This is a genomic window from Amycolatopsis sp. NPDC004169 (assembly GCF_040610315.1).
In the GTDB taxonomy this organism is placed as follows: domain Bacteria; phylum Actinomycetota; class Actinomycetes; order Mycobacteriales; family Pseudonocardiaceae; genus Amycolatopsis.
In genome coordinates this window covers 1-23,531 of sequence record NZ_JBEXMD010000043.1, presented here as the reverse complement: position 1 = coordinate 23,531, position 23,531 = coordinate 1, and the positions used below count along the sequence as shown (strand labels likewise).

Here is a 23,531-nt window from a genome sequence, read left to right as displayed (position 1 = left end):
CCCAGCGTCCGGACCGGCCTACAGTCGTCTCGTGGACGACATGCACGCGCTCCTCGCCCGCGCCGCCGAGCTCGGCGCCGGCTACCGGGCCACCCTCGCGGACCGGCCGGTCGCCCGGCCCGTCGACCCCGCCGAGCTGCGGGCCGGCTTCGGCGGGCCGCTCCCGGAGGACCCCAGCCCACCGTCCGAAGTGCTCGAACAGCTCGCCAGGGCCGCCGCACCCGGGCTCGTCGCCACGGCCGGGCCGCGGTTCTTCGGCTTCGTCATCGGCGGAGCCCTCCCGGCCGCCACCGCCGCCGACGTCCTGGCCGCCTGCTGGGACCAGAACGGCTTCAACGCCGTCCTCTCGCCCGCCGCGGCCGCCGCCGAGGACGGTGCCGGCGCCTGGCTGAAGGAGCTGCTCGGCATCCCGGCCACCGCCTCCGCCGGGTTCGTCACCGGCGGACAGGCCGCGAACACCGCCGGCCTCGCCGCCGCCCGGCACCACGTGCTCGCCGAAGCCGGCTGGGACGTCGAACGCGACGGGCTGGCCGGTGCCCCACGCGTCCGGGTCGTCGCGAGCGAAGAGCGGCACGCCACCATCGACCGCGCCCTGCGGCTGCTCGGCTTCGGCACCCGCGCCGTCGAGCCGGTCAAGGCCGGCCCGCAAGGCGCGATCGACGTCGAAGACCTCCGCGAAGTGTGCGCGGCCGGGAGCGGCCCGCTGATCGTCTGCCTGCAGGCGGGGAACGTGAACACCGGAGCCTGCGACGACCTGCGCGCCGCCCGGGAAGCCGTGGGAGACGCCTGGATCCACGTCGACGGCGCGTTCGGGCTCTGGGCCGCGGCCGCCCCGGGCACCAGGCCGCTCCTCGACGGCGTCGAACTCGCCGACTCCTGGGCCTGCGACGGGCACAAGTGGCTGAACGTCCCGTACGACTCCGGGTTTGTCTTCTGCGCGCGCCCGGAGGTCCACGCCGCGGCGATCGCCTACCGGGCCGCCTACCTCACCGGCGCCGGTGAGCTGTCCGGCATGGGCGACCTGACCCTGGAGTCCTCACGCCGCGCCCGCGGGTTCGCCGTGTGGGCGGCGCTGCGCGAACTGGGCCGCGATGGCGTCGCCGAACTCGTCGAACGCTGCTGCCGGCTGGCCCGCCGCTTCGCCGCGAAGCTCGCCGAGGGCGGGGCCGAGATCGCCAACGACGTCGTGCTCAACCAGGTCCTGGTGTCCTTCGGCGGCGACACCGACGACCTCATCCGGAAGATCCAGGACGACGGGACGTGCTGGCTCGGCGGCACCACCTGGCGCGGCCGTCGGTACCTGCGGATTTCGGTGTCCGGCTGGTCGACCACCGAAGCCGACGTCGACCGCAGCGCCGCGGCGATCCTCCGCCTGGCCGGCCGGTGAGCCGCTCGGTGCGCCGGTCAGTGACCCTCGCGCACCGAGAGCGAGTCCGTCCGCCAGGCGATCTCCTTCTCGCCGCCGGTCGGCCAGCTCGACGACAGCCGGCGGCGGACGCTGCCGAGTGCGCCCAGCTCGGCGAGGTCGACGCGGGGACCCTGCGCCGCCAGCGAGGAAACCTCGGCCGTGGTGAGCGGGACGAAGTCGAAGTACTGCGCGTCTTCGCCTTCCCGGTCGACGAACTCGGTGAAGATCGCGGCGAACGACTGGCCGCATTCCGGGCACCGGCGCAGTGAGACGCTGAAATGGGACCGCTCGACCAGGCGATGGGTCTTGTTCAGCCGGGTCGTGCAGAACGCCAGCGCGGTCAGGGCGTCTTCGCCGGAGCAGCGCGCGCAGCCGAACTCGGTCATCGCCCGATCATCGCACGTCCGTGAATCCGCGCCCGGCTGGGGGAGCATCGGGAAATCCGTTGACCGTACTGATTTGACCCTGGTTCGAAATGGTCTGGACCTGTTAGTCTCGGCGGGTCCGCCAGGGTCGTGAGGAGAATCCCGTGCTCCGCATGAGAAAACGCGTCGCCGTCATCGCACTCGCGCTAGCCGGGGCCTCCGTGGCCGCGCCGCCCGCGGAAGCCGCGCCGGCCCAGGGCAAGGTGATGGCCTACTTCGCCGACTGGGACGTCTACGCCCGCGGCTACCACGTCAAGGACATCGAAACGTCCGGTTCGGCCGCGAAGCTGACCCACATCAACTACGCCTTCGGCAACGTCACCGGCGGCGGGTGCGCGGTCGGCGACCCGTGGGCCGACCACGACATGCCCTACGACGCCGCCACCAGCGTCAGCGGCCAGGCCGACAGCACCGAGCCCGGGGCGTTGCACGGGAGCTTCAACCAGCTCCTCCAGCTGAAGAAGCTGCACCCGAAGCTCAAGGTGCTGTGGTCGTTCGGCGGCTGGACCTGGTCGGCAGGCTTCACCGAGGCGGCGAAGAACCCGGCCGCATTCGCGGAGTCCTGCTACAACCTGGTCAACGACCCGCGCTGGGCGGGCGTGTTCGACGGCATCGACATCGACTGGGAGTACCCCAACGCCTGCGGCAACACCTGCGACACCAGCGGGCCGAAGGCGTTCACCGGGCTGGTCAAGGCGCTGCGCGCGAAGTTCGGGCGCCAGCTGGTGACCGCCGCGATCACCGCCGACGGCTCGAAGGACGGCAAGATCGACGCCACCGAGTACGGCGCCGCGAGCCGGTACCTCGACTGGTACAACGTGATGACCTACGACTACTTCGTCGCCGGGGCCAGCCCGACCGGGCCGACCGCCCCGCACTCGCCGCTGCGCGCCTACCCGGGCCTGCCGACCGCCGGCTTCTACGCCGACGCCGCCGTCCAAAAGCTGCGCCACCAGGGCGTGCCGCCGGCGAAGATGTTGCTGGGCCTCGGCTTCTACGGCCGCGGCTGGGACGGCGTGACGCAGAAGCAGCCGGGCGGCACGGCCACCGGCCCGGCTCCCGGCACCTACGAAGCGGGCGTCGAGGACTACAAGGTCCTCAAGACCAAGTGCCCGGCCAACGGCCACGTCGCCGGTACGGCGTACGCGAAGTGCGGCTCGCAGTGGTGGAGCTACGACACGCCGGAGACCGCGTCGGCGAAGGCCGGCTACGCGAAGTCGCAGGGCCTCGGCGGCGTGTTCGCCTGGGAGCTGTCCGGCGACACGGCGAACGCCGAACTGCTGCGGGCCATCGCCGGCCGCTGCTGATCCCCCTCGAGCTGGAGGGCCCGGGCGCGAGCGCCCGGGCCCTTCGTCCACTTAGGAGCGAGCGGGGAACCCGTGCCGCCGGGCGCCGAGCACGATCGCCAGCACCGGTAGCAGGAGCACGAGCAGCGTCCAGGGGAAGGCCGCCGGCCCGGCGGCGTCGAGCAGGACCCCGCCGGCCACCCCGCCCGCGGCCATCGCGGCGTTCCACAGCGTGACGAGCATGGCCTGCGCGTTGTCCGCAGCATCGCCGCCGGCGTTCCCCGCCGCCGTCTGCAGCAGGGTCGGGACGCCGCCCCAGCCGAGCCCCCACAGCGCGACCGCCACGCAGACCAGCACCGGGCCGCCCGCGAACACCGCCAGCAGGGCCGCGGCCACCGCGACGCCGAGGGTGCTGAGCACCGTCAACGTCCGCAGCGCGCGGTCGATCCCGGCACCGACGAGAGCGATGCCCGCCATCGACGCGACGCCGAACACCAGCAGGACGACGTCCACCGAACCGCCGAGCCCGGCGTGCGCGAGGAAGGCGGCGACGTAGGTGTAGAGCACGGTGTGGGCCAGCACGAACACGAGCGTCACGGCCAGCACCGGCGCGACACCGGGGACGGCGAGCGTGCGCAGGACCGGCGTCCGGCCGCCCGCCTGCCCCGGCTCGTCGGGCACCGCCGCGGCGATCCAGGCGAGCAGCACGACGGCGATCGCGGACATGACGCCGAACGCCGAGCGCCAGCCGAGCAGGCCGCCGAGGAACGTCCCGGCCGGGATGCCGAGCGAGAGCGCCAGCGGGATGCCTGCCATCACGACCGCGATGGCCCGCCCCTGGTTGTCCGGCGCGAGCCGGCGCGCGTACCCGGCGAGCAGGGCCCAGACGACGCCCGCGGCCACCCCGGCGACGAAGCGGGCCACCATCGTCAGCGTGTAGTCGGCGGACAGCGTCGTGACGGTGTTGGCCACCGCGAACCCGGCGACCCCGCTGAGCAGCAGGCGTTTGCGCGACCACCGCGCGGTGGCGGCGGCCAGCGGGATCGCGGTGAGCGCGGTGCCGAGCGCGTAGACCGTCACCGCCTGGCCGGCCGCGGGTTCGCCGACGCCGAGGCCCGCGCTCATCCCGGGCAGCACGCCGGCGGGCAGCGCCTCGGTGAGCACGGTGACGAACGCGGCGGTGGTCAGGGCGAGGAGGGCGGCGAGCGGAAAAGCGCGGGTGCTGAGGTTCGTCATGCCGCTATGCTCGAACCCTCACATTGATGTGAAGGTCTACGTGAGGTGGGGCACATGCGGATCGGTGAGCTCGCGGAGCGCACGGGCACGTCCCGGCGGCTCCTCCGGTACTACGAGGAGCAGGGCCTGATCATCGCCGCCCGTGGTCCCAACGGCTACCGCGACTACGACGAGCCGACGGTCGACCGGGTGATCCAGGTGCGCGGCCTGCTCGACGCCGGCCTGCCCACCCGGATCATCAAGCAGATCCTGCCCTGCCTGGACAAACCGCGGACCATCTACTTCCCGGACGCGACGCCGGAGATGATCGCGACGCTGGAGGCCGAGCGCGACCGGATGACCAGGCGGGCGGAGTGCCTGCTGCGCAACCGCGACGCGATCGGGGAGTACCTGGCCGCAGTCCGCGAGTACGACACGGCAGGCCGATGACGGCAGCGACTGGCTCTGCCCCGGACTTTCCCGCCCGGTGGCGGAGGCGGACAACCCGCTGATCGGCGCGTCGCGGCGCGACACCCCGTCGCGCCGATCCGGAGCTTCTGCTACCTCACCAGCGGCGAGACGGGTCGATCACGTGGACCGCCGCTTCCTCCGCCGAAGCCGCGCCGCCGTCGATGCCGGAGTCCGAGGCGTACAGCTCTTCGTCGGTGTCTTCGCCGTAGCCTTCGTCCGTGGCCACCAGGCGGCCCGCGCGGACGTCGCCGACCTCGTCGTCGAGGAGCTCGCCGTCGGTGTCCTCGGTGTCGCCGAGCCCGTCGTCTTCGGGGTCGTCGGCCAGGTCCGGGACTTCGCGGGCGAGCCGGCCCGCCCAGCTTTCGCCTTCCGCGGTCTCGCGCGCGGTGGTGCCCCAGCCTTCGGTTGCCTGCGCGCGTTCCGGCGGTGAATAACCCTCCGCCAGCTCGTCGCGGTCGTCCAAAGTGTCCTCGGGGTCGAGGATGCCTTCGTCGGCGTTGTCGTCGATGTCGTTGTCCACGGCCACATCTTCGCGCAACTCATTGGCTGCGCCCAGTCCGGGTGATATGACCGTGCAAACAAGGCTGAAAGGTGATCCCTCATGCCGATGAGACGCAGGGTGCTGGCTGCGGGGCTGGCCGGGGTGTTCGGCGCCGCGCTGTCCGCGCGGACGGCCCAGGCCGCCGGAACGACCGAAGCCGCGCCGCCGGTGCGGCTGGACCAGCTCAACCTGGTCAACCTGTCGCACGTCAACGACCCGGCCACGACCAACGTCTTCCCCGGGGACCCGGCCTTCGAGCTGGAGACGATCGCCACCATCCCCGAAGACGGCTACTACCTGCAGTTCGTCCGCGAAGGCGAGCACACCGGGACGCACTGGGGCGCGCCCGGCCACTTCAACACCGGGGAGCCGCTCGCCGACGACATGGACCCGGCGGACCTGTTCCGCCCCGCCGTCAAGATCGACGTCCGGGCGAAGGCGGCGCGCAACCCGGACTACGCCGTGACGATCGACGACCTGAAGGCGTGGGAGAAGCGCCACGGCCGGATCCCGGACGAGTCCGTCGTGGTGCTGTGGACCGGGTGGGACGCCAAGTGGGGCACGCCGGCCTTCCCGAACACCGGTGCGGACGGCGTGCTGCACCAGCCCGGGTTCTCGATCCCGGCGGTCCAGTGGCTGATCGACACCGGCCGGCTGGGCCGCCGCGGCGGCACGGGCACCGACACGTTCAGCCCGGACGTCGGCACCGACGAGACGTACACCGTGTCCAAGCTGGTCTACCGGCGTCACCGGATCAGCCTGGAGATCCTGGCCAACCTCAAGGCCCTGCCGACGACCGGCGCCTGGGTGCTGGCGGGCGGCCCGATCAACCGCCGCGGCGCGGGGTCCACGGCGACGATCTTCGGCGTGCTGCCGCCGGGGGTGGGTTAGTCCCGGCCCGAGCGCCCCGAGGCCGCCTCGGGGTGCTCGGCTTCGACCCGGCAGGTGGGCCGAACTCACCGTCCGCTGGCGCCGACGGCTTGCCGGACAGTTCTCAACCGGGCGAGAGCGTCGACAGCCGCAGCGAAGACAGCGGGGCCGGGTGGCCGAAGCGGTAGCCCTGTGCGGTGGTGCAGCCCGCCCGGGTGACCAGTTCGGCCTGCTCGGCCGTCTCGATGCCCTCCGCGACGACGTCCACTTCCAAGTCCGCGCACAGCCCGACCAGCGAGCGGCACAGCGCCGCGTCGCGGTCCGGGCGGATGCCCGTCGTCAGTGCGCGGTCCAGCTTGATCAGGTCGACCGGCAGCGCGTGCAGCACGGTCAGCGAGCTGTACCCGGCGCCGAAGTCGTCGAGGGCCACCCGGACGCCTAGGTCCTGGAGGCGGCGGATCGCGGCCGCGCCCGCCGCCAGGTCCGGCACCGGCACCGTCTCGGTGATCTCGACGACCAGGCGGTCCGCGGGCAGGCCGTAGCGGTCCAGCGCCGACCCCACGCTCTGCTCCAGCGTGGCCGCGCCGAGCCGGCTCGCGCACACGTTCACGTGCACCGTGAGGTCGATCCCCGCCGCGGTGATCTCGCGGCAGGCCAGGTCCAGCACCAGCGCGTCCAGCTCCGCGCCGAGCCCGGCGCCCTCGGCGGCGCGGACGAACGTCTCGGGTGACACCGAGGTGCCGTCCCGCGCGGTCCAGCGGGCCAGCGCCTCCACCGCCACCGGCTGCTCGTCGGCCAGCCGGACGATCGGCTGGAAGACCAGCGCGAAGCCCTCCGGGAGCCCGCCGTTCGCGCGGCGCAGAGCGGTCGGGAAGTCGGGCGGCCCGTCCGGCGACGGCTGGTACACGACCGTCGTGTCCTTGCCGAGCCGCTTGCCCGCGTACATCGACGTGTCCGCGCGGCCCAGCAGCACGTCCGCCGTCACCGACGGCTCGGCCGGGTCCGGCACCACCAGTCCCATGCTGGCGCGGACCGGGACCAGCGTGCCGTGCACCGCGAACGGCCGCCGCAGCGCGCTCTGGATCCGGTCGGCGACCGCTTGCGGGGCGTCGACCTCGCCTTCCAGCAGGATCGCGAACTCGTCGCCGCCGAGGCGGGCGACCGTGTCGCCCGCGCGCACGCAGCTCAGCAGCCGCTGGGCGACCGCGTGCAGCAGCACGTCCCCGCCCGCGTGCCCGAACCGGTCGTTGACCTCCTTGAAGTCGTCCAGGTCGACGAAGATCAGCACGAGCGGCCCGCGCCCGCCGTCGGTGCCCTGCTCGACGGCCCGGTCCAGCCGGTCGGCGAACAGCGCGCGGTTGGCCAGCCCGGTCAGCGGGTCGTGGTAGGCCTGGTGGGTCAGCTGCTGCTGGCCCTCGTACACCCGCCGCAGCAGCAACCGGTTGTCCAGCAGGGAAAGCAGCTGCCGGGCGAGTACCAGGAACACCACGAGCACGCCGACGTACACCTCGACGGCGTCCGGGCCGGCGCCGGCCACGACCTGCACGGTGATCAGCAGCGCGACCGCGGTGACCGGCAGGTACGGCAGCGCCACCTGCCACCAGTCGACGCCGACCGGCTGGCCCGCGTCGTCCCGGCGCCGCGTCCCGGGCGTCACCAGCAGCGCGAAGGCGATGAACAGCGGGCCGAGCACGAACCCGCCGTCCGACCACGGCTTCATGCTCTCCGCGCCGATGCTGACCAGGTAGGCGAACACGCTGTCGGACGCGGCCAGCGCGACGATCCCGACCGCCGCCAGCAGCAGGTTCGCGCGGTAGGGGCGGTCGACCCGGTCGAAGACGACCAGCAGCACCGCGACGACCACGACCACCAGGTCCGACAGCGGGTAGGCGATGGCGACGGCCCAGGTCAGCGCGTCCGGCCCGGTCGCCCGGACCACCTGCCCGAGCGCCGCGGTCCAGGTGAGGATGAACAGCGAGCCGGTGACCACGAGCCCGTCGAGCACCACCGCGACGCCGAAGTGCGCGGTCCACTGTGCGGGCTGCCAGCGTTCCCGGTCCGGCCGCACCCGCGCCCTGGCCAGCACGAACAGCGCGGCGAGCGCGAACACGGGGAAGCTCAGGTACCCGACGTCGGCCAGCGACGGCGACGGCAGCCCGCGGCCGTCGACCAGCTGGTACCACGACCAGAAGCACTGCCCGAACGACCAGGCGGCCATGCCGATCGCGACCAGCACCCGCCACCACCGCTGGTGCCCGCGCACCCGCCGCGCGACGACGATCCCGCAGACGACCGCGGCGACCCCGGCGCTGAGCTGCATGGCGTCGTCGACCCACAGGGCGAAGGTGTCGCCCCAGAAGGCGAAGCCGTTGACCACGATCATGGCCGCCGTGACGAGGACGAGCAGGATGGCCACTGGGTACCGCCGCACTGTCATGGCACCTCACGCGGTCACGCACGCCGGTCGGACCGGCAAACACTACACCGGGGGTGATCAACCACAAGCGCACCGGCATCGGCACCGGCGCCGGTCAGGCGGCTCGTACTCGCCCACACCGGCCGGCACACGCGGGTACGGTCGGTTCGGTGATCACGCGCATCCGGGGGTACGCCCTGCCGAGCGGCGAGTACGTCGACCTCTACGCCGACGGTGACCGCTGGACCACCGATCCCGTTCCCGGCGCCACCCTGGTGGCCGAAGGCTGGCTGCTGCCCGGCCTGGTCGACGCGCACACCCACCCCGGTGCCGCGCGGCCCGGGCAGCCGATGGACGCCGTCCTGCTCCGGGAACAGCTGCACCAGCACGTCGACGCCGGGGTCACGCTGATCCGCGCACCGGGGCTGCCGGGTGAGCCGCCGCCGTGGTTCGGGGAAGACCCGGACGTTCCGCGGGCCCGGCACGCGGGCCCGTGGCTCGCCCAGGAAGGCCAGTTCTTCGACGGCTGGGGCCGCCGCGCCGGCCACGACGAGCTGCCCGCGCTGGCGGCGGCGCAGGCGGCCCGGACCGGCTGGGCGAAGATCATCGCGGACTGGCGCGTCGGTGATTCCGCGGTGCCGGTGGACGTGCTGCGGGCGGTGGTGCGCGAGGTGCACGCGGCCGGCGGGCGGGTGGCCGTGCACAGCCAGCACCCCGACGGCGGCGCCGCGGCCGTCGCGGCGGGCGTCGACTCCCTCGAACACGGCATGTGCCTCGACCCCGGACTCCTCGCGCGGATGGCGGCCCAGGGCACGGCGCTGACCCCCACGCTTTCGGTGATCACCGAAAGCCTCGGGCGAAGGGAACGCGAGCCGGACAGCCCGGCCCGGACGTGGTACCTGAGCGGTGCGCGGATCCACGCATCCTTGACGGCGGCTGCGGCGGAGGCCGGGGTGCGCGTGCTCGCGGGTACGGATTCCCTGCCGCACGGCGGAATCGTGGCGGAGATCCGTGCACTGGTCGCCGCGGGCGTCCGGCCGCACGACGCGCTGGCGGCGGCGTCCTGGAGCGCACGGGAGTACCTGGGGCTGGGCGGCCTGGCGCCGGGCGCGCCCGCGGACGCCGTGGTCTACGACGAGGATCCGCGGGTGGACTCGGACCAGCTGGCGGCCCCGGCGGCGGTGGTGCTGCGCGGCCGGTGCGTGCGGCGCCGCGGGTGAACCGGTCCGCGGTGTCACAGACCGCCGCGCGGGATCGTCTTGTGGGGTGTGACTGATCTTCTGCACGAGCGGCGGCAGCTGACCGGCCTGGCCTACCGGCTCCTGGGCTCGCTGAGCGACGCCGAGGACGTCGTCCAGGAGGCGTACGGCCGGTGGTACGCCCTGACCGAGCCGCAGCGCGCCGCCATCGCGTCGCCCGGCGCGTGGCTGACCACCGTCGCCGGCCGGATCTGCCTCGACCTGCTCGGCTCGGCGCGGGTGCGGCGGGAGCGGTACGTCGGCGAGTGGCTGCCGGAGCCGCTGCCCGGCGAGGTGGGGGTGAGCACCGACCCGGCCGACCGCGTCACGCTGGACGAGTCGATCACCATGGCGTTCCTCGTCGTGCTCGAGTCGATGACGCCGGCCGAGCGGGTCGCCTTCGTCCTGCACGACGTCTTCGGCTACCCGTTCCGGGAGGTGGGCGAGGTGCTCGGCCGGACGCCCGCGGCGTGCCGCCAGCTGGCCGGCTCGGCCCGGCGCCGAGTCCGCGCGGCCCGCTCGCCGGTGCCCGGCAGCGGCAGCGCGGACGTGGTGCGCGCCTTCAAGCTGGCCTGGGAGGCGGGGGACATCCGGGGGCTGGTCGGCCTGCTCGACCCGGACGCGACGGTCGTCGCGGACGGCGGGGGACTCGCCACTGCGCTGCGTCGCCCGATCGAGGGCGGGGAACGGGTCGCGCGCTACGCCGTCGACCTCACCGGCCGGATCCCGGCGATGACGCTCGAGGAGACGACCGTCAACGGGCGGCCGGGCCTGGCCGCGTGGCGGGACGGCGCCGTCGTGGCCGTCCTGGCGTTCGAAGTGGCCGGCACGTCGGTCCGGCGGATCTGGGCGGTGCGGAACCCCGAAAAGCTCCGCCGGTGGCAAGTGGCATAGCTAACCGCCCGGTCCGGTGCGTTCGTCGTGCCGCCCGCGCGGGGCCGGCACGACGAACGCGATCACCGCCGCCGCCAGCCCGACGAGCACGGACAGGTGCGCCGCGGCCGGCACGGCGCTGATCAGGAACAGCCGCAGCGATCCCGAAATCAGCAGGCGCCACATCCTGGGGCTCATGATCAACAAGTACCCGCGGTTCGCCGTGGTCAACCGGGGTCCCGGCCACGGCCCGGTCACGTTCACCCACGGGTGTGGTGCGCCGCCCGGGTGAACGTCCCCGGTTCGGGACGCCGCAGCGGGGTGATGTCATTTCGACGCGTTCGACTGGGGCGATCGCGTGAGTTTCCGTCGCGAAATCGTTGCGGCGCAATGCGGTCCTTGTTAACGGAACGCCAAGTGCATTCGACCTTTCCGGCGGTGCCCGGAAAGGAAACCGCGGGATAACGATCCGTTTGCCGCAGCGTGATCGACTGGACATCGGCGGGAGTGCTGGCGAACATTGACCCCCGTGCGTGGAAGGGGAGGGGAACGGTGAGCCTCAGTGCGGCGGACGTGGTCGGCGAACTCAAGGCCCTGCGCAAAGGGAGGGCAATTTTCACGACACCGCTCGCGGCCCGGATCGGCCCCGCATTGCGCTCCACTTGCGGCATTGTCGAAGATGACGGAACCGTGGAGATGCGGCGTAAGCTGTCCGATCGATTGCGCCCGTTGGTCGAGTCGTTGCCGGAGGATCTGAAGATCGTTCTGCTCGCCGCGTTCGCGCTGGAGGAACGGGCGCGGAAACCGTTCTACCAGGACCGGGTGCGCTGGGCGGCGCGCACGCTCGACCGTGACGACCGGACGGTCCGGCGCCGGATCGACGAGGGGATCGAGCAGATCGCCGCGCTGGCCGTCGCGGCGGCCGAACCGGCGGCGCGGCTCTATCCGGGCAGTGGCTGGCACACCGAAGAACTGCGCGTGACGCTGGCCCTCGACCAGCCGGTGCCGGAGGCGTTCGAATTCCGGCGGGTGATCGCCGACGCCGACGAAATCGCCGTGCTCGACCTGGCATTGACCTTGCCGGTCACCGCCGAATCGGGTGATTCGGTGCACGAGTCCGATCTCGGAGTCGACGTGTTCCACGGTGGGGTGCTGACCCGGCGGGTGATGGAATCGAGTGACCGGATCGGGCTGTCGCTGCGGCTGCCGGAGCCGTTGCGCCGGGGTGCGCGGCACGAGGTCGGCCTGCGATTCCGGGCGAACCTGCGAGAACCGCGTTACGTCTGCGTGCCGCGGCACCCGTGCGATCTTTTCGACCTGCACGTCCGGTTCGGTGAACGCGTGCCGAGGCGGATCGTGCGCCAGGAAAAGGTTTCCCCGGCCGACGACCGGTCGCGAACCGGCGCCGTGCTGCCCGCGGACGACGCCGGCGAGGTGCACGTCCGGTTCCGGCACCTCGAACCGGGCTTCGCCTACGGAATCCGCTGGGACTGAGCTGTCCTGTTTCTGTCCCGTGTGCCGCCGGTGTCCGGCGGCTGTTCCGGACGGGACGTGAATCGTTAACGGACAATAGCTGGACAACCACCGGCACTGTGCAACGCTGCTGGTCAGCGCCTCGATTAGGCCATATGTCGGACCGGGAATCGTCCAGGCACCAGACTGTCCGTTGTGGACAGACGGACCCCGGTGGCGGGCACGAGGAGGGCGCGTGGAAACGATGATCGTGGAGGCGGCGGAGGCCGTCGACGGCTACACCGTGCTGGAGGAATCGCCGAGGCCGGAGGGCGGTCTTGTCAAGGAACAGCTCGACCCGGTGGTGACGGCGGCGCGCGACGGCGACCCGGACGCGGTCCAGGCGCTGCTGCGGCTGATCAAGCCGACGGTGGTGCGCTACTGCCGCGCCCGGATCGGCGGCCGCGACCTGTCCTACCTTTCGGCCGACGACGTCGCCCAGGAGGTGTGCCTGGCGGTGCTGAAGGTGCTGCCGAACTACCAGGACCGCGGGGGTTCGTTCCTCTACCTGGTGCGCGCGATCGCGGCGAACAAGGTCGCCGATGCGTTCCGTTCGGTGGCCAGGGACCGTTCCAAGCCGGTCCCGGAGCTGCCGGACCGGCCACTGGGCGGCAACGAGCCGGAGAACCACGTCCTCGAGCTCGACCTGGGCGCCCGCTTGGGCCGGCTGCTGGCGGCGCTGCCCCCGCTGCACCAGGAGATCCTGTCCCTGCGCATCGTGGCCGGCCTGTCGGCGAACGAGACGGCGGAGGCGCTGGGTATCTCGGCGGGCAACGTGCGCATCACGCAGTACCGCGCGCTGACGAAGCTGCGCGGGATGATCGGCGAGCGCGGGCTCTAGGTGGTGCGCGGCGGCGGCAAGCCCTCGGCTGCGCCGCCGGGCGCCGCAACAGCAAGGACCGGGGCACCCCACTCGCAGGCCACCCACCAGCCGTTTCGCCGCCCTCAACGGGCGTCACCCCTGAGGCGTCACTCGAGCCATTCGGTGATGAAGTGGTCGCTTTCGTGGATGTGCACGGCCTCGTACACCCCGGGGCCGAGCACGGCGAACTTGTGCGGCGTGCCCGCCGGGACGACGAGCACGTCTCCGGCACCGCCGTCGCGCTCTTCGTCTCCTACCGTGAAGCGGGCTCGGCCGCGGATGATGATGAACGTCTCGGTGTACGGGTGCCGGTGCAGCCGGGGTCCGGAACCGACCACGTCCGTGCTTTCGCGGATGACCGAGACTCCGGACCCGACGTCGCGTCCTTCGAAGTTCTCGCTGTCGCTCACCCCGCCAGGGTAGCCGTCGTGACGACGCGGCGAAGCCGGTCGAGGGCCCGGTGCTGGGCGACGCGGACCGCGCCCGGTGTCGAGCCCACCGCGGCGGCGGTCTCCTCCGCGGACAGGCCGACCACCACGCGCAGGACGACGATCTCGCGTTGTTTCCGCGGCAGCACGCCCAGCAGCTTCGCCACCCGCTCGCGGAGTTCGCGCCGGAGCGCGTGGCGTGCCGGATCGAGCGACGAGTCGGCCGCGTCGGGCAGTTCGGCCACGGGCTCGTCCTTGCGCGCGGCGGCCTTCCGCGCGGCGGCGACCTTGGTGCGGGCGATGTCGGACACGAGTTCGGGCAGCGGGCGCTCCGGCGGGCGCCGCGGCAGGGCCTTGAGGAGCGCCACGCAGACTTCCTGGGCGACGTCGTCGGCCTCGTCGGGGTCCAGGCGGGCGCGGCAGTAGCGCACCACGAGCGGCCGGGCTTCGGCCAGCAGGTGGTCCGAGGTGGTGGTCATGAGCAGTCCTCCCGTGCGGGGGACTACCCCCACGCCACCGGGATGGACCCGGCAGGCGCGGATTCCCGGCTATTTCCGGGAAGCGGCCGAGCGCGGCGACGATCCCGCGGTCGACGGGGGAGATGACCTAGGGCTGCGCGGCGGGACCTACGGCTCCTGCCGCGACCGGAACGCGTCCAGCACCCGGCGTTCCCGTTTGGTCGGCCGCCCGGCGCCCCGGTCGCGGCGGGCGACCGGGACCGCCGTCTCCGGCGGTGGCTTGGGCGTGCGGTCCAGGTAGCACGTCGCCGCGTCCGGGGCGCCCACCCGCTTCTGGATCACCCGGACCACGTCGATGACCTTCGTCGTCCCGCCGACGCGGAAGCGGACCTCGTCGCCCGGGACCACCGTGGTCGACGGCTTGGCCGGTTTGTCGTTGACGCGGACGTGGCCGCCTCGGCAGGCCGCCGCCGCGTCCGGGCGCGTCTTCGTCAGCCGGACCGCCCAGAGCCAGCGGTCCACTCGGGTGGACTCCACAGTCGTCCATCATGGCCCATTCGGCCGCACCGGCTCGCCACCCCGTCAGGTTACTCGTGGGTATATGTCGACTTGTCTTCAGCTCCGGTCTATAACTTGTTCTAAATACCTCAACGGTGAGGAAGCACACATGAGTGGCGAACCCTTGTGGAGAACAAACTCTGGTTCCGTCTCCCGTCGTCTCTTCATTGCTGGAACTGGTTCTATATTGGCCGGTGCCGCGCTGGCCGGCCGCGCCTCGGCGGCCTCGTCGCGGCCCGCCGCGGCAGCCGCCATCAATGACGGCTCGCGGGTGTCCGCGCTGGTGATCGGCTCGGGCTACGGCGGCTCGGTCGCCGCCCTCCGGCTCGCACAGGCCGGCGTGGACGTGCAAATGGTCGAAATGGGCATGGCCTGGGACACCCCCGGCTCCGACGGCAAGATCTTCTGCGCCACGCCCAACCCGGACCAGCGCTCGTTCTGGTTGCGCACCAGGACGAAACAGCCGTTCTCGAACTTCCTCGGGTTCCCGATCGACAAGGACATCCCGCGCTACACCGGCATCCTCGACGCCGAGGAGTTCGGCGGGATCATCGTGTACCAGGGCCGCGGCGTCGGCGGCGGCTCGCTCGTCAACGGCGGCATGGCCGTGACGCCCAAGCGGGAGAACTTCGCCGCCATCCTCCCCACCGTCGACGCGAACGAGATGTACGACGTCTACTACCCGCGCGCCAACGCCGGGCTCGGGGTCGCCAACGTGCGCCCGGCCTGGTTCGACAGCACCGACTGGTACCAGTTCGCCCGCGTCGGCCGGAAACAGGCCCAGCGGTCCGGTTTCCCGTTCGTGTTCGTGCCGGACGTCTACGACTGGGACTACATGGAGAAGGAGGCGGCGGGCACCGTCCCGAAGTCGGCGCTGGCCGGGGAAATCCTGTTCGGCAACAACTACGGCAAGAAGTCGCTGCAGAAGTCCTACCTGCCGCGGATCGCCGCGACCGGCAAGGTCACCATCTCGCCGCTGCACCGGGTCACGCAGGTGGTGCCGGCCGCCGGCGGCGGCTACACGGTGACGATCGAGCAGCTCACCACGGCCGGCGCGGTGTCCACCATCAAGACCGTCACGGCGGACACGGTGTTCTTCGCCGCGGGCAGCGTGGGCACCAGCAAGCTGCTGGTGAAGCTGAAGGCGACCGGCGCGCTGCCGAACCTCAACGGCGAAATCGGCAAGGGCTGGGGCGACAACGGGAACGTGATGGTCGGGCGGGCCAACCAGATCTGGGACCCGACCGGGGCGTCCCAGTCGACCATCCCGTGCGGTGGCATCGACAACTGGAACGCGGGCGGGGCCTTCGCGGAGGTCGCGCCGCTGCCGACCGGGATCGAGACGTGGGCCTCGTTCTACCTGTCGATCACGAAGAACCCGAACCGCGCGCAGTTCACCTGGAACCCCACCACGCGCGCGGTCGAGCTGAACTGGCAGACGGCGTGGAAGCAGCCGTCGATCGACATGGCGAAGACCATCTTCGACAAGATCAACGCGACCGAGGGCACGATCTACCGGACCGACCTCTTCGGCACGTACAAGATCTGGGGCGACCATCTCACCTACCACCCGCTCGGCGGGGCGGTGCTCGGCAAAGCGACCGACAACTACGGCAGGCTCGCCGGCTACCAGGGGCTGTACGCGATCGACGGCTCGCTGATCCCGGGCAACACCAGCGTCAACCCGTTCGTCACCATCACCGCGCTGGCGGAACGCAACATCGAGAAGATCATCGCCACGGACTTCTGACCCGCTGTCTCGTGAGGGGCGCCGCCCCCGCCCCTCACGACTGGTGGGATGGCAGCACGCAGACGGTGTCGAGGCCCAGGACGTGGTTGAGCCGTCCGAAGGCGAGCCAGGCGCCGAGGCTCATCGAAAGCTCGACGATCTCCTGCTGGCTGTAGGACGCCGACATCCGCTTCCAGAACTCGTCGTCCAGGTTGTGGTGGTCGGTCGCGTACCGCTCGGCGTACTCCGCCGCCAGGCGCGTGCGCTCGTCGAAGAGCCCGGTGGTGCGCCACTCCGACACCGCGTCCGCGAACTCCGGCTCGACCTTGACGCCGTCGCGCTCGGTGCGCCAGTCGAGGCAGAAGACGCAGCCGTTGATCTGCGCGATGCGCAGCCGCGCGGCCTCGAACTCCCGCAGTCCCAGCGTCGTGTGCTCGTAGACGGCCAGGGAGAACTTCGACGCGGCGATCCCGATGCCGGGCACCATCTCGCCCCAGACGTACCCGATCGGGTCCTTGCCCGCGGGGATGTCGATGTTCACGGACGGCTCCTTCCGAGCTTGCCCGCCGCCGGGCGCAGCGGGACGTCGAGTGCGTCGTAGAGGCCGGGTTCCGCCGCGGCCAACCAGTCGATCGCGCCGACCAGGCGGCCGACAGCGGTGGCGTTGCCGCCCGCCGACCGGTTCTCGCCTTCGTCGGTCGCCTCGACGGTGACCTCGATGCGCGGCCGGCCTTCGATGATCACGCGGTGCGCGCCGTCGCCGCTGGGCGGAGTCGGCCAGTCCGGCGCGCACGACGGGTGGATGCGCGTCACGTGCTCGATGACGATCCGCGGCTCGCCGCCGACGATGCCCTGCACCTCGAACCGCACCGCGCCCTGCGTGCCCTTCTCGAACTCGCCCATGGTCCGCGTGGTCACGGTCTCGTCGAGCGGCCGCCGGTCGAGCGTCTCGCGCAGCTCGGTGACCTCGACGCCGAGGCCGCGCGCGATCAGCCGGACCTGCCCGCCCCACACCATCGACGGCACGCCGGTCATCAGCATCGGCGGGTCGTAGTCCATCGGCTGGCCCATCCCGACCAGGTACCGGACGGAGTCGGGCTGCTCGTAGGTCGAGTAGTCGAAGATCTCCTGGCAGCGGACGACCTCGACGTCCGTGCCGAGCCCGCTGACCAGCAGCGGCAGCACGTCGTTGCCCCAGCCGGGGTCGACGCCGGAGACGAACAGCGAGCCGCCGCCCTCCTCGATCGCGGCCAGCACGGGGTCCCGCAGCTCTTTCGGTGCGTTCCGCTGGTCGTAGAGGGGATACAGAGCCGGGGTCACCACGACCGCGCCCGCCCGGATCGCCCGCACGATGTCGGCGAGGGCGTCGTCGAACCGGACGTCCCCCGAAGCGGCGTACACGACCGCCCGGGGACTCGCCGCCAGGACGGCTTCGATGTCGTCCGTTGCCGCGACACCCAGCTCGCCGACTCCGGCCAGCTCACCGGCGTCCTTGCCGACCTTCGCCGGGTCGTGGACGAGCACCGCGGTGAGCTTGAGCGCCGGATGGGCGTCCACCGCCCGGATTGCCGCACGGCCCACGTTGCCCGTGCCCCACACCACTGTGGCGATCATGCGCCCGAGTTTTCGCCGGTGGTTCCGCGCACCGGTAGGAAATCGTTCCGGCCAGCGGACCGCGCGTCCGTTGGTAACATGCGAAGCGCCCGAACGTCGTATCGGAGGCCCGCGATGACGATCGACCCGAAGCCCCGCAGCCGCACGGTGACCGACGGGATCGAGGCCGCGCCCGCGCGCGGCATGCTCCGCGCCGTCGGGATGGGCGACGGCGACTGGACGAAGCCGATCATCGGCGTCGCCAGTTCGTGGAACGAGATCACGCCGTGCAACCTCTCGCTGGACCGGCTGGCCCAGGCGGCCAAGGAGGGCGTGCACGCGGCCGGCGGCTACCCGCTGCAGTTCGGCACCATCTCGGTGTCCGACGGCATCTCCATGGGCCACGACGGCATGCACTTCTCGCTGGTCTCCCGCGAGGTCATCGCCGACTCGGTCGAGACGGTCATGCAGGCCGAGCGGCTCGACGGCTCGATACTGCTGGCCGGCTGCGACAAGTCCCTGCCGGGCATGCTGATGGCCGCCGCGCGCCTCGACCTCGCCTCGGTGTTCCTCTACGCCGGCACGATCGCCCCCGGCTGGGTGAAGCTCACCGACGGCACCGAGAAGGACGTCACCCTGATCGACGCCTTCGAGGCGGTCGGCGCCTGCCGGGCCGGGCGGATGAAGACCGCCGACCTCGACCGCATCGAACGCGCCATCTGCCCCGGTGAAGGCGCCTGCGGCGGGATGTACACCGCGAACACGATGGCGTCGGCCGCCGAGGCGATGGGGATGAGCATGCCGGGCTCGGCCGCGCCGCCGTCCGCGGACCGCCGCCGCGACCACTACGCCCACCTGTCCGGGGAAGCCGTCGTCGGGCTGCTCGAAAAGGGCATCACCGCGCGGGACATCCTGACGCGGGAGGCGTTCGAGAACGCCATCACCGTCGTGATGGCCCTCGGTGGTTCGACCAACGCCGTGCTGCACCTGCTGGCCATCGCGCACGAGGCCAAGGTCGAGCTGACCTTGGACGACTTCAACCGCGTCGGCGACCGCGTCCCGCACCTGGGCGACCTGAAGCCGTTCGGCAAGTACGTCATGAACGACATCGACCGCCACGGCGGCATCCCGGTGCTGATGAAGGCCCTGCTGGACGAGGGCCTGATCCACGGCGACGCGCTGACCGTCACCGGCCGCACGGTGGCCGAGAACCTCGCCGAGCTGGACCCGGACCCGATCGACGGCGAGGTCCTGCGTCCACTGGACAACCCGCTGCACCCGACCGGCGGCATCACGATCCTGCGCGGCTCGCTCGCCCCCGAGGGCGCGGTCGTGAAGTCCGCGGGCTTCGACACCGCCAACTTCGAGGGCCCGGCCCGCGTGTTCGAGCGCGAGCAGGAAGCCATGGCGGCGCTGAACGAGGGCCGGATCGAGGCGGGCGACGTCGTCGTCATCCGCTACGAGGGCCCCAAGGGCGGCCCCGGGATGCGCGAGATGCTGGCGATCACCGCGGCGATCAAGGGCGCCGGGCTCGGCAAGGACGTGCTGCTGCTGACCGACGGGCGGTTCTCCGGCGGCACCACCGGCCTGTGCATCGGCCACGTCGCCCCCGAGGCGGTCGACGGCGGCCCGATCGCCTTCGTCCGCACCGGCGACCGGATCGCCGTCGACATCAAGGCCCGCAGCATCGACCTGCTGGTCGACGCGGCCGAGCTGGCGCGGCGCCGGGAGGGCTGGGAGCCGCTGCCGAACAAGTTCGGAGAGGGCGTGCTCGGCAAGTACGTGAAGCTGGTGCGGTCGTCGTCCTACGGGGCCGTCACGAGCTGAGCGAGGGCGCGCTTGTCGACCTTGCCGACTTCGGTGAGCGGCAGCGTGTCGGCGAAGTCCACGGCGGCCGGGACGTAGTGCTCCTGGCCGAAGGTGTCCCAGGCGTGCGCTTTCAGGGCGTCCGCCGTGACCTCGCCGGTGGCGACGACGACGGCGTGGAGCCGATCGCCGTGGCCGAAGACGGCCGCGCTCCGCACCGCCGGGTGCGTCTCGAGGGCGTGTTCGACGACGGTCGTGGGGACCTTCGTGCCGTGTTCGCCGACCACGACGACGTCGTCGGCGCGGTCGAGCAGGTAGAGGTAGCCCTCGTCGTCGAACCGGCCGAGGTCGCCGGTGCGCAGCCAGCCCGCGCCGATCTCCGGTCCGCCGAGATAACCGTCCATCATGGACAGTCCGCGCACCTCGACCTCGCCGTCGGCGGTGAGGCGGGCCTCCATGCCGGGCACGATCCGGCCGACCGACCCGAGCCGCTCCGGGTGGCCGATCAGCTCGGCCGCGGAGATGCTCGCGATCATCGGCGCCTCGGTGAGGCCGTAACCCTGGCCGACGACCGGGCCGAAGACGTCGAGGGCCTGCGCCAGCCGGTGCGGCGGCAGGGGCGCGGCGCCGAGGGAGAGCGAGCGGACGCTGCCGAGGTCGGTTTCCGGGCGCTTCGGGTGGTCGAGCAGCGCGGCCAGCCGCGGCGGAGTCAGCGAAAGGGTGTCGATCCGGTGCTCCTGGATCGCCTCGAGGACGGCTTCCGCGTCGAAACCGTCGTGGATGACGAGGGTGTCCTGCCGCAGCAGGGTGCCGAGCACGGTGGCGTTGCCGGTCATGTGGGTCATCGGGGCGACCAGCAGCGTGCGGCCCGGGCCGTCGGGCGACGGCGTGAAGAGGTAGGCCATGCCGTCGTAGATGCCGCTGTGCCGGATGAGCTTCGGGGCGCCGGTGGTGCCGCCGGTGGGGAAGAGGAGGCGGACGGTCCCGGGCGGGTGCAGCGGCTCGGGCTCGCCGTCGAGGTCGGCGAGGGTGCGGACGTCGCCGCCGGGCCAGGCGTGCGGGCGGTCGGTGACGACCGTGGCGCCCCTCGCCGCGGCGAGCCGGTCCGCTGTCGGAGCGGAAGCGGGGACCATGAGCACGGTCGCCCCGCGGAGGAGACCCGCGAGCTGGACGAGGACCGTCTCGGGCCGGTTGCGCAGGTCGACGGCGAGGGTTTCGACCTCGCCGAGGCCGCCGTGCAGGCGGCGCAACCGGTCGCGGGCCTGGTGGTGGGTGGTGACGCCGTCCTGGACGAAGAGCGGACGGTCACCGCCGTCCTCGAGCGCGGCGAGGACCTTCGTCAGGAAGAAGCTCACGCCCGGGGACGCTAGCTCAGTCCTGGTAGGAAAGCTTGGCCATTTCCTCGTCGAAGTCGAACCAGTCGCTCTCGCTGCCGGCCGGGACGACGTCGTAGGTCTGGTCGAGGAAGGCCGCGATCTCCTTCGCGGGTGCTTCGAGCACCGCGGCGCCGTCGGGGGAGCTCAGCTCCACGACGACCAGCGCGGGGTCGCCGGCCGGGCCGATGCGCACGTCGCCGTCGCCGCAGCGGGCGAGCAGGCCGTCGGCGAGCAGGTCGCGGCCGAACAGCCACCGGACCGCGCTCGGGCCGGCGTGCAGCACCACGGCGACCGCGTACGGGTCGAGGGTGTCGTACTCCAGCTCGGCCGGCACCGGTCGCGGCCCGGCGCCGAAGGTGCGCAGGGCGAAGTCGATGCGGGCACTGATCACGCTGTTCGGGTCCGTCATGGGACCGCCTTTGCTACTCGTCGGTTAACTTCGTCTGGTTCCAGGGATAACCCATAGTCAGTTCAACGCCCAGCGTTCCGAATAACTTTCACACTCTGGGGTGATCAAGAAGTGTCCGAGGTCACCGGCGGCGTGGCCGATCGGGCAACTTCCTCACGCACGGTCACCGCCGGTGACTCGCGGCCAGGGCACTGGGGATTCGGAGCCGGACGGCCGCCGGATGGGTCCCGGAGCCGGAGTTGCGCCGTCCGGGTGGGATACGCCACCGCACACCAGTCCGCGTCCCCGTCCGGCCGCGAATCCCCGACGAGGCAGGGGTGACGTGGAGGGTGCGGGAATGGGTGAGCGTGGGCGGCTACGGCTGCAGCCGGACGAGGCGCCGGCCACCGCGCCGAGCGCCGAGGAGCTGCTTCGGCAGGTGGCGGCGGGTGACGAGACGGCGTTCGCGTCGCTCTACGACCTCATCGCCGGCCCGGTGCTCGGCCTCGTGACGCGCGTGCTGCGCAGTCACGCCCAGGCCGAGGAGGTGACGCAGGAGGTGCTGGTGGAGGTGTGGCGCAAGGCCACGCGGTACGAGCCGGAGCGCGGCAGCGCGCTGTCGTGGGTGCTGACCATCGCCCACCGCCGGGCCGTGGACCGCGTGCGCTCGCACCAGGCCGGCGTCGACCGCGAGGAACGGGCCGGCCTGATGGACGTGCGGCGGCCGTTCGACGAGGTCACCGAGTCCACTTTGGCCGGTCTGGAGCAGCAGCGGGTGCGGCAGTGCCTGGCCGCGCTGACCGACCTGCAGCGCGAGTCGATCGTGCTGGCTTACTACAACGGCTACACCTACCCCGAGGTCGCGGAGGTGCTGAAGGTCGCGCCGGGCACGGTCAAGACCCGCATCCGCGACGGCCTGATCCGGCTGCGCGACTGCCTGGGGGTGGACCGATGACCGCCGAGCTGCACACCCTGACCGGGGCGTACGCACTGGACGCCGTGTCCGATGTGGAGCGTGCCGAGTTCGAACGCCACCTCGGCGAATGCGCCGCCTGCCGCCAGGAGGTGGCCGAGCTGCGGGCGACCGGCGCGCGGCTGGGCGTGGCCGCCGCGGTGGACCCGCCGCCGCAGCTGAAGCTGCTGGTGCTCGCCGACGCGGCCCGCACCCGCCAGCTGCCGCCGCAGCTGCCGGTCGTGCGCCGGCTGAGCCGGGCCAAGACGTGGCAGGTGCGCGTGTCGCTGTTCGGGGCGGCGGCCGCGGCACTGGTGGCGGTCCTGCTCGGCGTCACCGCGACCCCGGCACCCGTCGACTCGGTGCTGAGCGCGCCGGACGCGGCCGCGATCGAGGGAACCGGCGAAGGGCACGCCACGCTCGTCGTCTCGCGCAGCCGGCACCAGGCCGTGCTGCTCGCCTCGGACTTGCCCGCGCTCGACGCCGGGCACGTCTACCAGGTGTGGCTGCTCGGCGGCGGCGGTGCGCGGTCGGCCGGGCTGATGACGTCCGAGGCGTCCCAGCGGATGCTCGTGGCCGACCTGCCCGCCGACGTCGACCGGATCGGGATCACCGTCGAGCCCGCCGGTGGTTCGGCGGGGCCGACCACCCCCGCCGTCACCAGGATTTCGCTTGTTTAGCACAAAAGCGGGTCACCGCACTTCGAACTGCGGTGATCCGGATCACCCGATCGGGTACCAAGCCGATTTTCCGGTCGTTCCGAATACCGGGCAAGAAGTAGTTATCAGCCGCTTATGGGAGTGATTTTCGTGACCAAGCTTCGTGTCGCCGGAATCGGTGTCGCCGCTGTCGCCGCCCTTTCGCTGACCGCGTGCAGCAGCAGCGACACCGCTTCGTCGGGCAGCTCCAGCAGCTCGATGCCGTCGTCGTCGGTGCCGGCGCCGTCGTCCAGCATGGCTTCCGGCAGCGCCAACGGCGTGACCACCAACGCCGATGTCTTCGGCCCGGCGTGTTCGCAGCTGCCGCAGGGTTCCGCGCCCGGCTCGCTGGACTCGATGGGCCCGCAGCCGGTCGCCTCGGCCGCCTCGACCAACCCGCTGCTGACCAAGCTGGTGGCCGCGGTCAA

At 72.2% G+C, this 23,531-nt stretch carries 24 protein-coding genes and 1 pseudogene; 13 read left to right on the top strand and 12 right to left on the bottom strand.

The features are described from left to right. Nucleotides 1-40: 40 nt before the first annotated feature. Nucleotides 41-1,387, top strand: a complete 1,347-nt coding sequence (locus ABZX11_RS39000) for a pyridoxal-dependent decarboxylase (RefSeq protein WP_354923196.1) — start codon at nt 41-43, stop codon at nt 1,385-1,387. A 17-nt stretch (nt 1,388-1,404) separates the two neighbouring features. Here the strand turns inward: ABZX11_RS39000 and ABZX11_RS38995 are convergent, their stop codons facing one another. Continuing rightward, nucleotides 1,405-1,794: a hypothetical protein gene (locus ABZX11_RS38995; protein ID WP_176175418.1), complete on the bottom strand. Its 390-nt coding sequence runs from the start codon at nt 1,792-1,794 to the stop codon at nt 1,405-1,407. Nucleotides 1,795-1,946: 152 nt separating this feature from the next. On the opposite strand from ABZX11_RS38995, the gene ABZX11_RS38990 reads away from it, so the two are divergent. Continuing rightward, a complete protein-coding gene (locus ABZX11_RS38990) occupies nt 1,947-3,140 on the top strand; it encodes a glycoside hydrolase family 18 protein (protein WP_354923193.1) in 1,194 nt (397 codons plus the stop codon). Nucleotides 3,141-3,191: 51 nt separating this feature from the next. On the opposite strand, the gene ABZX11_RS38985 is transcribed toward ABZX11_RS38990, so the two are convergent. Then, entirely contained in the window at nt 3,192-4,355 is a 1,164-nt protein-coding gene (locus ABZX11_RS38985) for an MFS transporter (RefSeq protein ID WP_354923066.1), read from the bottom strand. A gap of 54 nt (nt 4,356-4,409) precedes the next feature. Between ABZX11_RS38985 and ABZX11_RS38980 the strand changes: the two genes are divergently transcribed. Beyond that, the gene (locus ABZX11_RS38980; RefSeq protein WP_354923063.1) at nt 4,410-4,784 is read left to right on the top strand and encodes a MerR family transcriptional regulator; all 375 of its coding nucleotides are present in this window, start codon (nt 4,410-4,412) and stop codon (nt 4,782-4,784) included. A gap of 115 nt (nt 4,785-4,899) precedes the next feature. On the opposite strand, the gene ABZX11_RS38975 is transcribed toward ABZX11_RS38980, so the two are convergent. Next, on the bottom strand, nt 4,900-5,325 hold the full coding sequence (locus ABZX11_RS38975) for a DUF5709 domain-containing protein (protein WP_354923060.1): 426 nt from the start codon (nt 5,323-5,325) through the stop codon (nt 4,900-4,902). 81 nt (nt 5,326-5,406) lie between these two features. On the opposite strand from ABZX11_RS38975, the gene ABZX11_RS38970 reads away from it, so the two are divergent. Then, nucleotides 5,407-6,237, top strand: a complete 831-nt coding sequence (locus ABZX11_RS38970; RefSeq protein WP_354923057.1) for a cyclase family protein — start codon at nt 5,407-5,409, stop codon at nt 6,235-6,237. Nucleotides 6,238-6,340: 103 nt separating this feature from the next. Here ABZX11_RS38970 and ABZX11_RS38965 read toward each other — a convergent pair whose 3' ends face one another. Next, nucleotides 6,341-8,653: an EAL domain-containing protein gene (locus ABZX11_RS38965; RefSeq protein ID WP_254897193.1), complete on the bottom strand. Its 2,313-nt coding sequence runs from the start codon at nt 8,651-8,653 to the stop codon at nt 6,341-6,343. Nucleotides 8,654-8,802: 149 nt separating this feature from the next. Here ABZX11_RS38965 and ABZX11_RS38960 point away from each other — a divergent pair, with 149 nt between their 5' ends. Further along, nucleotides 8,803-9,852: an amidohydrolase family protein gene (locus tag ABZX11_RS38960; protein ID WP_354923053.1), complete on the top strand. Its 1,050-nt coding sequence runs from the start codon at nt 8,803-8,805 to the stop codon at nt 9,850-9,852. A gap of 39 nt (nt 9,853-9,891) precedes the next feature. Continuing rightward, nucleotides 9,892-10,764, top strand: coding sequence for an RNA polymerase sigma factor SigJ (gene sigJ, locus ABZX11_RS38955; RefSeq protein WP_354923050.1), 873 nt, complete (start codon nt 9,892-9,894; stop codon nt 10,762-10,764). Here the strand turns inward: sigJ and ABZX11_RS38950 are convergent, their stop codons facing one another. Continuing rightward, nucleotides 10,765-10,941, bottom strand: a complete 177-nt coding sequence (locus ABZX11_RS38950) for a hypothetical protein (protein ID WP_176175425.1) — start codon at nt 10,939-10,941, stop codon at nt 10,765-10,767. A 498-nt stretch (nt 10,942-11,439) separates the two neighbouring features. Here ABZX11_RS38950 and ABZX11_RS38945 point away from each other — a divergent pair, with 498 nt between their 5' ends. Both ABZX11_RS38945 and shbA read left to right on the top strand, forming a co-directional pair. Continuing rightward, the gene (locus ABZX11_RS38945) at nt 11,440-12,237 is read left to right on the top strand and encodes a hypothetical protein (protein WP_354923190.1); all 798 of its coding nucleotides are present in this window, start codon (nt 11,440-11,442) and stop codon (nt 12,235-12,237) included. A gap of 223 nt (nt 12,238-12,460) precedes the next feature. Next, nucleotides 12,461-13,096, top strand: a complete 636-nt coding sequence (gene shbA / locus ABZX11_RS38940; protein WP_176178219.1) for an RNA polymerase sigma factor ShbA — start codon at nt 12,461-12,463, stop codon at nt 13,094-13,096. A 128-nt stretch (nt 13,097-13,224) separates the two neighbouring features. Here shbA and ABZX11_RS38935 read toward each other — a convergent pair whose 3' ends face one another. From ABZX11_RS38935 to ABZX11_RS38925, 3 genes are all read right to left on the bottom strand, one after another. Beyond that, nucleotides 13,225-13,527, bottom strand: a complete 303-nt coding sequence (locus ABZX11_RS38935) for a cupin domain-containing protein (RefSeq protein ID WP_176175427.1) — start codon at nt 13,525-13,527, stop codon at nt 13,225-13,227. Beyond that, on the bottom strand, nt 13,524-14,024 hold the full coding sequence (locus tag ABZX11_RS38930; RefSeq protein WP_354923047.1) for a sigma-70 family RNA polymerase sigma factor: 501 nt from the start codon (nt 14,022-14,024) through the stop codon (nt 13,524-13,526). Before ABZX11_RS38930 ends, ABZX11_RS38935 begins: the two co-directional genes overlap by 4 nt. 147 nt (nt 14,025-14,171) lie before the next feature. Next, entirely contained in the window at nt 14,172-14,540 is a 369-nt protein-coding gene (locus tag ABZX11_RS38925; protein WP_354923044.1) for an RNA-binding S4 domain-containing protein, read from the bottom strand. A 208-nt stretch (nt 14,541-14,748) separates the two neighbouring features. On the opposite strand from ABZX11_RS38925, the gene ABZX11_RS38920 reads away from it, so the two are divergent. Further along, a complete protein-coding gene (locus tag ABZX11_RS38920; RefSeq protein ID WP_354923041.1) occupies nt 14,749-16,311 on the top strand; it encodes a GMC oxidoreductase in 1,563 nt (520 codons plus the stop codon). 34 nt (nt 16,312-16,345) lie between these two features. Here ABZX11_RS38920 and ABZX11_RS38915 read toward each other — a convergent pair whose 3' ends face one another. Together ABZX11_RS38915 and ABZX11_RS38910 are read right to left on the bottom strand one after the other, a co-directional pair. After that, complete coding sequence (locus ABZX11_RS38915; RefSeq protein ID WP_354923038.1) at nt 16,346-16,831, bottom strand: carboxymuconolactone decarboxylase family protein; 486 nt, start codon at nt 16,829-16,831, stop codon at nt 16,346-16,348. Then, a complete protein-coding gene (locus ABZX11_RS38910) occupies nt 16,828-17,904 on the bottom strand; it encodes a dihydrodipicolinate reductase (RefSeq protein WP_354923035.1) in 1,077 nt (358 codons plus the stop codon). Before ABZX11_RS38910 ends, ABZX11_RS38915 begins: the two co-directional genes overlap by 4 nt. A 114-nt stretch (nt 17,905-18,018) precedes the next feature. Here ABZX11_RS38910 and ilvD point away from each other — a divergent pair, with 114 nt between their 5' ends. Continuing rightward, on the top strand, nt 18,019-19,710 hold the full coding sequence (ilvD, locus tag ABZX11_RS38905; RefSeq protein ID WP_354923032.1) for a dihydroxy-acid dehydratase: 1,692 nt from the start codon (nt 18,019-18,021) through the stop codon (nt 19,708-19,710). Here ilvD and ABZX11_RS38900 read toward each other — a convergent pair. After that, nucleotides 19,689-21,044, bottom strand: a complete 1,356-nt coding sequence (locus ABZX11_RS38900; protein WP_354923029.1) for a fatty acid--CoA ligase family protein — start codon at nt 21,042-21,044, stop codon at nt 19,689-19,691. The two genes, ilvD and ABZX11_RS38900, sit on opposite strands and share 22 nt — an antisense overlap. Nucleotides 21,045-21,060: 16 nt before the next feature. Further along, a complete protein-coding gene (locus tag ABZX11_RS38895) occupies nt 21,061-21,474 on the bottom strand; it encodes an SsgA family sporulation/cell division regulator (RefSeq protein ID WP_354923026.1) in 414 nt (137 codons plus the stop codon). 337 nt (nt 21,475-21,811) lie between these two features. On the opposite strand from ABZX11_RS38895, the gene sigK reads away from it, so the two are divergent. From sigK to ABZX11_RS38880, 3 genes and pseudogenes are all read left to right on the top strand, one after another. Then, nucleotides 21,812-22,408 carry an ECF RNA polymerase sigma factor SigK gene (sigK, locus tag ABZX11_RS38890; protein ID WP_254897197.1) on the top strand — a complete coding sequence of 199 codons (597 nt, stop codon included), beginning with the start codon at nt 21,812-21,814 and terminating at the stop codon, nt 22,406-22,408. Then, entirely contained in the window at nt 22,405-23,085 is a 681-nt protein-coding gene (locus ABZX11_RS38885; RefSeq protein WP_354923023.1) for an anti-sigma factor, read from the top strand. Before sigK ends, ABZX11_RS38885 begins: the two co-directional genes overlap by 4 nt. Before the next feature lie 129 nt (nt 23,086-23,214). Continuing rightward, nucleotides 23,215-23,531, top strand: a pseudogene (locus tag ABZX11_RS38880) (fasciclin domain-containing protein); the annotation flags it as partial.

Bases quoted from the DNA above. Each gene is read 5' to 3' on its own strand.
- ABZX11_RS39000 (WP_354923196.1), top strand. From the start codon at position 41: ATGCACGCGCTCCTCGCCCGCGCCGCCGAGCTCGGCGCCGGCTACCGG.
- ABZX11_RS38995 (WP_176175418.1), bottom strand. From the start codon at position 1,794: ATGACCGAGTTCGGCTGCGCGCGCTGCTCCGGCGAAGACGCCCTGACC.
- ABZX11_RS38990 (WP_354923193.1), top strand. From the start codon at position 1,947: ATGAGAAAACGCGTCGCCGTCATCGCACTCGCGCTAGCCGGGGCCTCC.
- ABZX11_RS38985 (WP_354923066.1), bottom strand. From the start codon at position 4,355: ATGACGAACCTCAGCACCCGCGCTTTTCCGCTCGCCGCCCTCCTCGCC.
- ABZX11_RS38980 (WP_354923063.1), top strand. From the start codon at position 4,410: ATGCGGATCGGTGAGCTCGCGGAGCGCACGGGCACGTCCCGGCGGCTC.
- ABZX11_RS38970 (WP_354923057.1), top strand. From the start codon at position 5,407: ATGCCGATGAGACGCAGGGTGCTGGCTGCGGGGCTGGCCGGGGTGTTC.
- ABZX11_RS38965 (WP_254897193.1), bottom strand. From the start codon at position 8,653: ATGACAGTGCGGCGGTACCCAGTGGCCATCCTGCTCGTCCTCGTCACG.
- ABZX11_RS38950 (WP_176175425.1), bottom strand. From the start codon at position 10,941: ATGAGCCCCAGGATGTGGCGCCTGCTGATTTCGGGATCGCTGCGGCTG.
- ABZX11_RS38945 (WP_354923190.1), top strand. From the start codon at position 11,440: ATGCGGCGTAAGCTGTCCGATCGATTGCGCCCGTTGGTCGAGTCGTTG.
- shbA (WP_176178219.1), top strand. From the start codon at position 12,461: ATGATCGTGGAGGCGGCGGAGGCCGTCGACGGCTACACCGTGCTGGAG.
- ABZX11_RS38930 (WP_354923047.1), bottom strand. From the start codon at position 14,024: ATGACCACCACCTCGGACCACCTGCTGGCCGAAGCCCGGCCGCTCGTG.
- ABZX11_RS38910 (WP_354923035.1), bottom strand. From the start codon at position 17,904: ATGATCGCCACAGTGGTGTGGGGCACGGGCAACGTGGGCCGTGCGGCA.
- ilvD (WP_354923032.1), top strand. From the start codon at position 18,019: ATGACGATCGACCCGAAGCCCCGCAGCCGCACGGTGACCGACGGGATC.
- ABZX11_RS38895 (WP_354923026.1), bottom strand. From the start codon at position 21,474: ATGACGGACCCGAACAGCGTGATCAGTGCCCGCATCGACTTCGCCCTG.
- sigK (WP_254897197.1), top strand. From the start codon at position 21,812: ATGGGTGAGCGTGGGCGGCTACGGCTGCAGCCGGACGAGGCGCCGGCC.
- ABZX11_RS38885 (WP_354923023.1), top strand. From the start codon at position 22,405: ATGACCGCCGAGCTGCACACCCTGACCGGGGCGTACGCACTGGACGCC.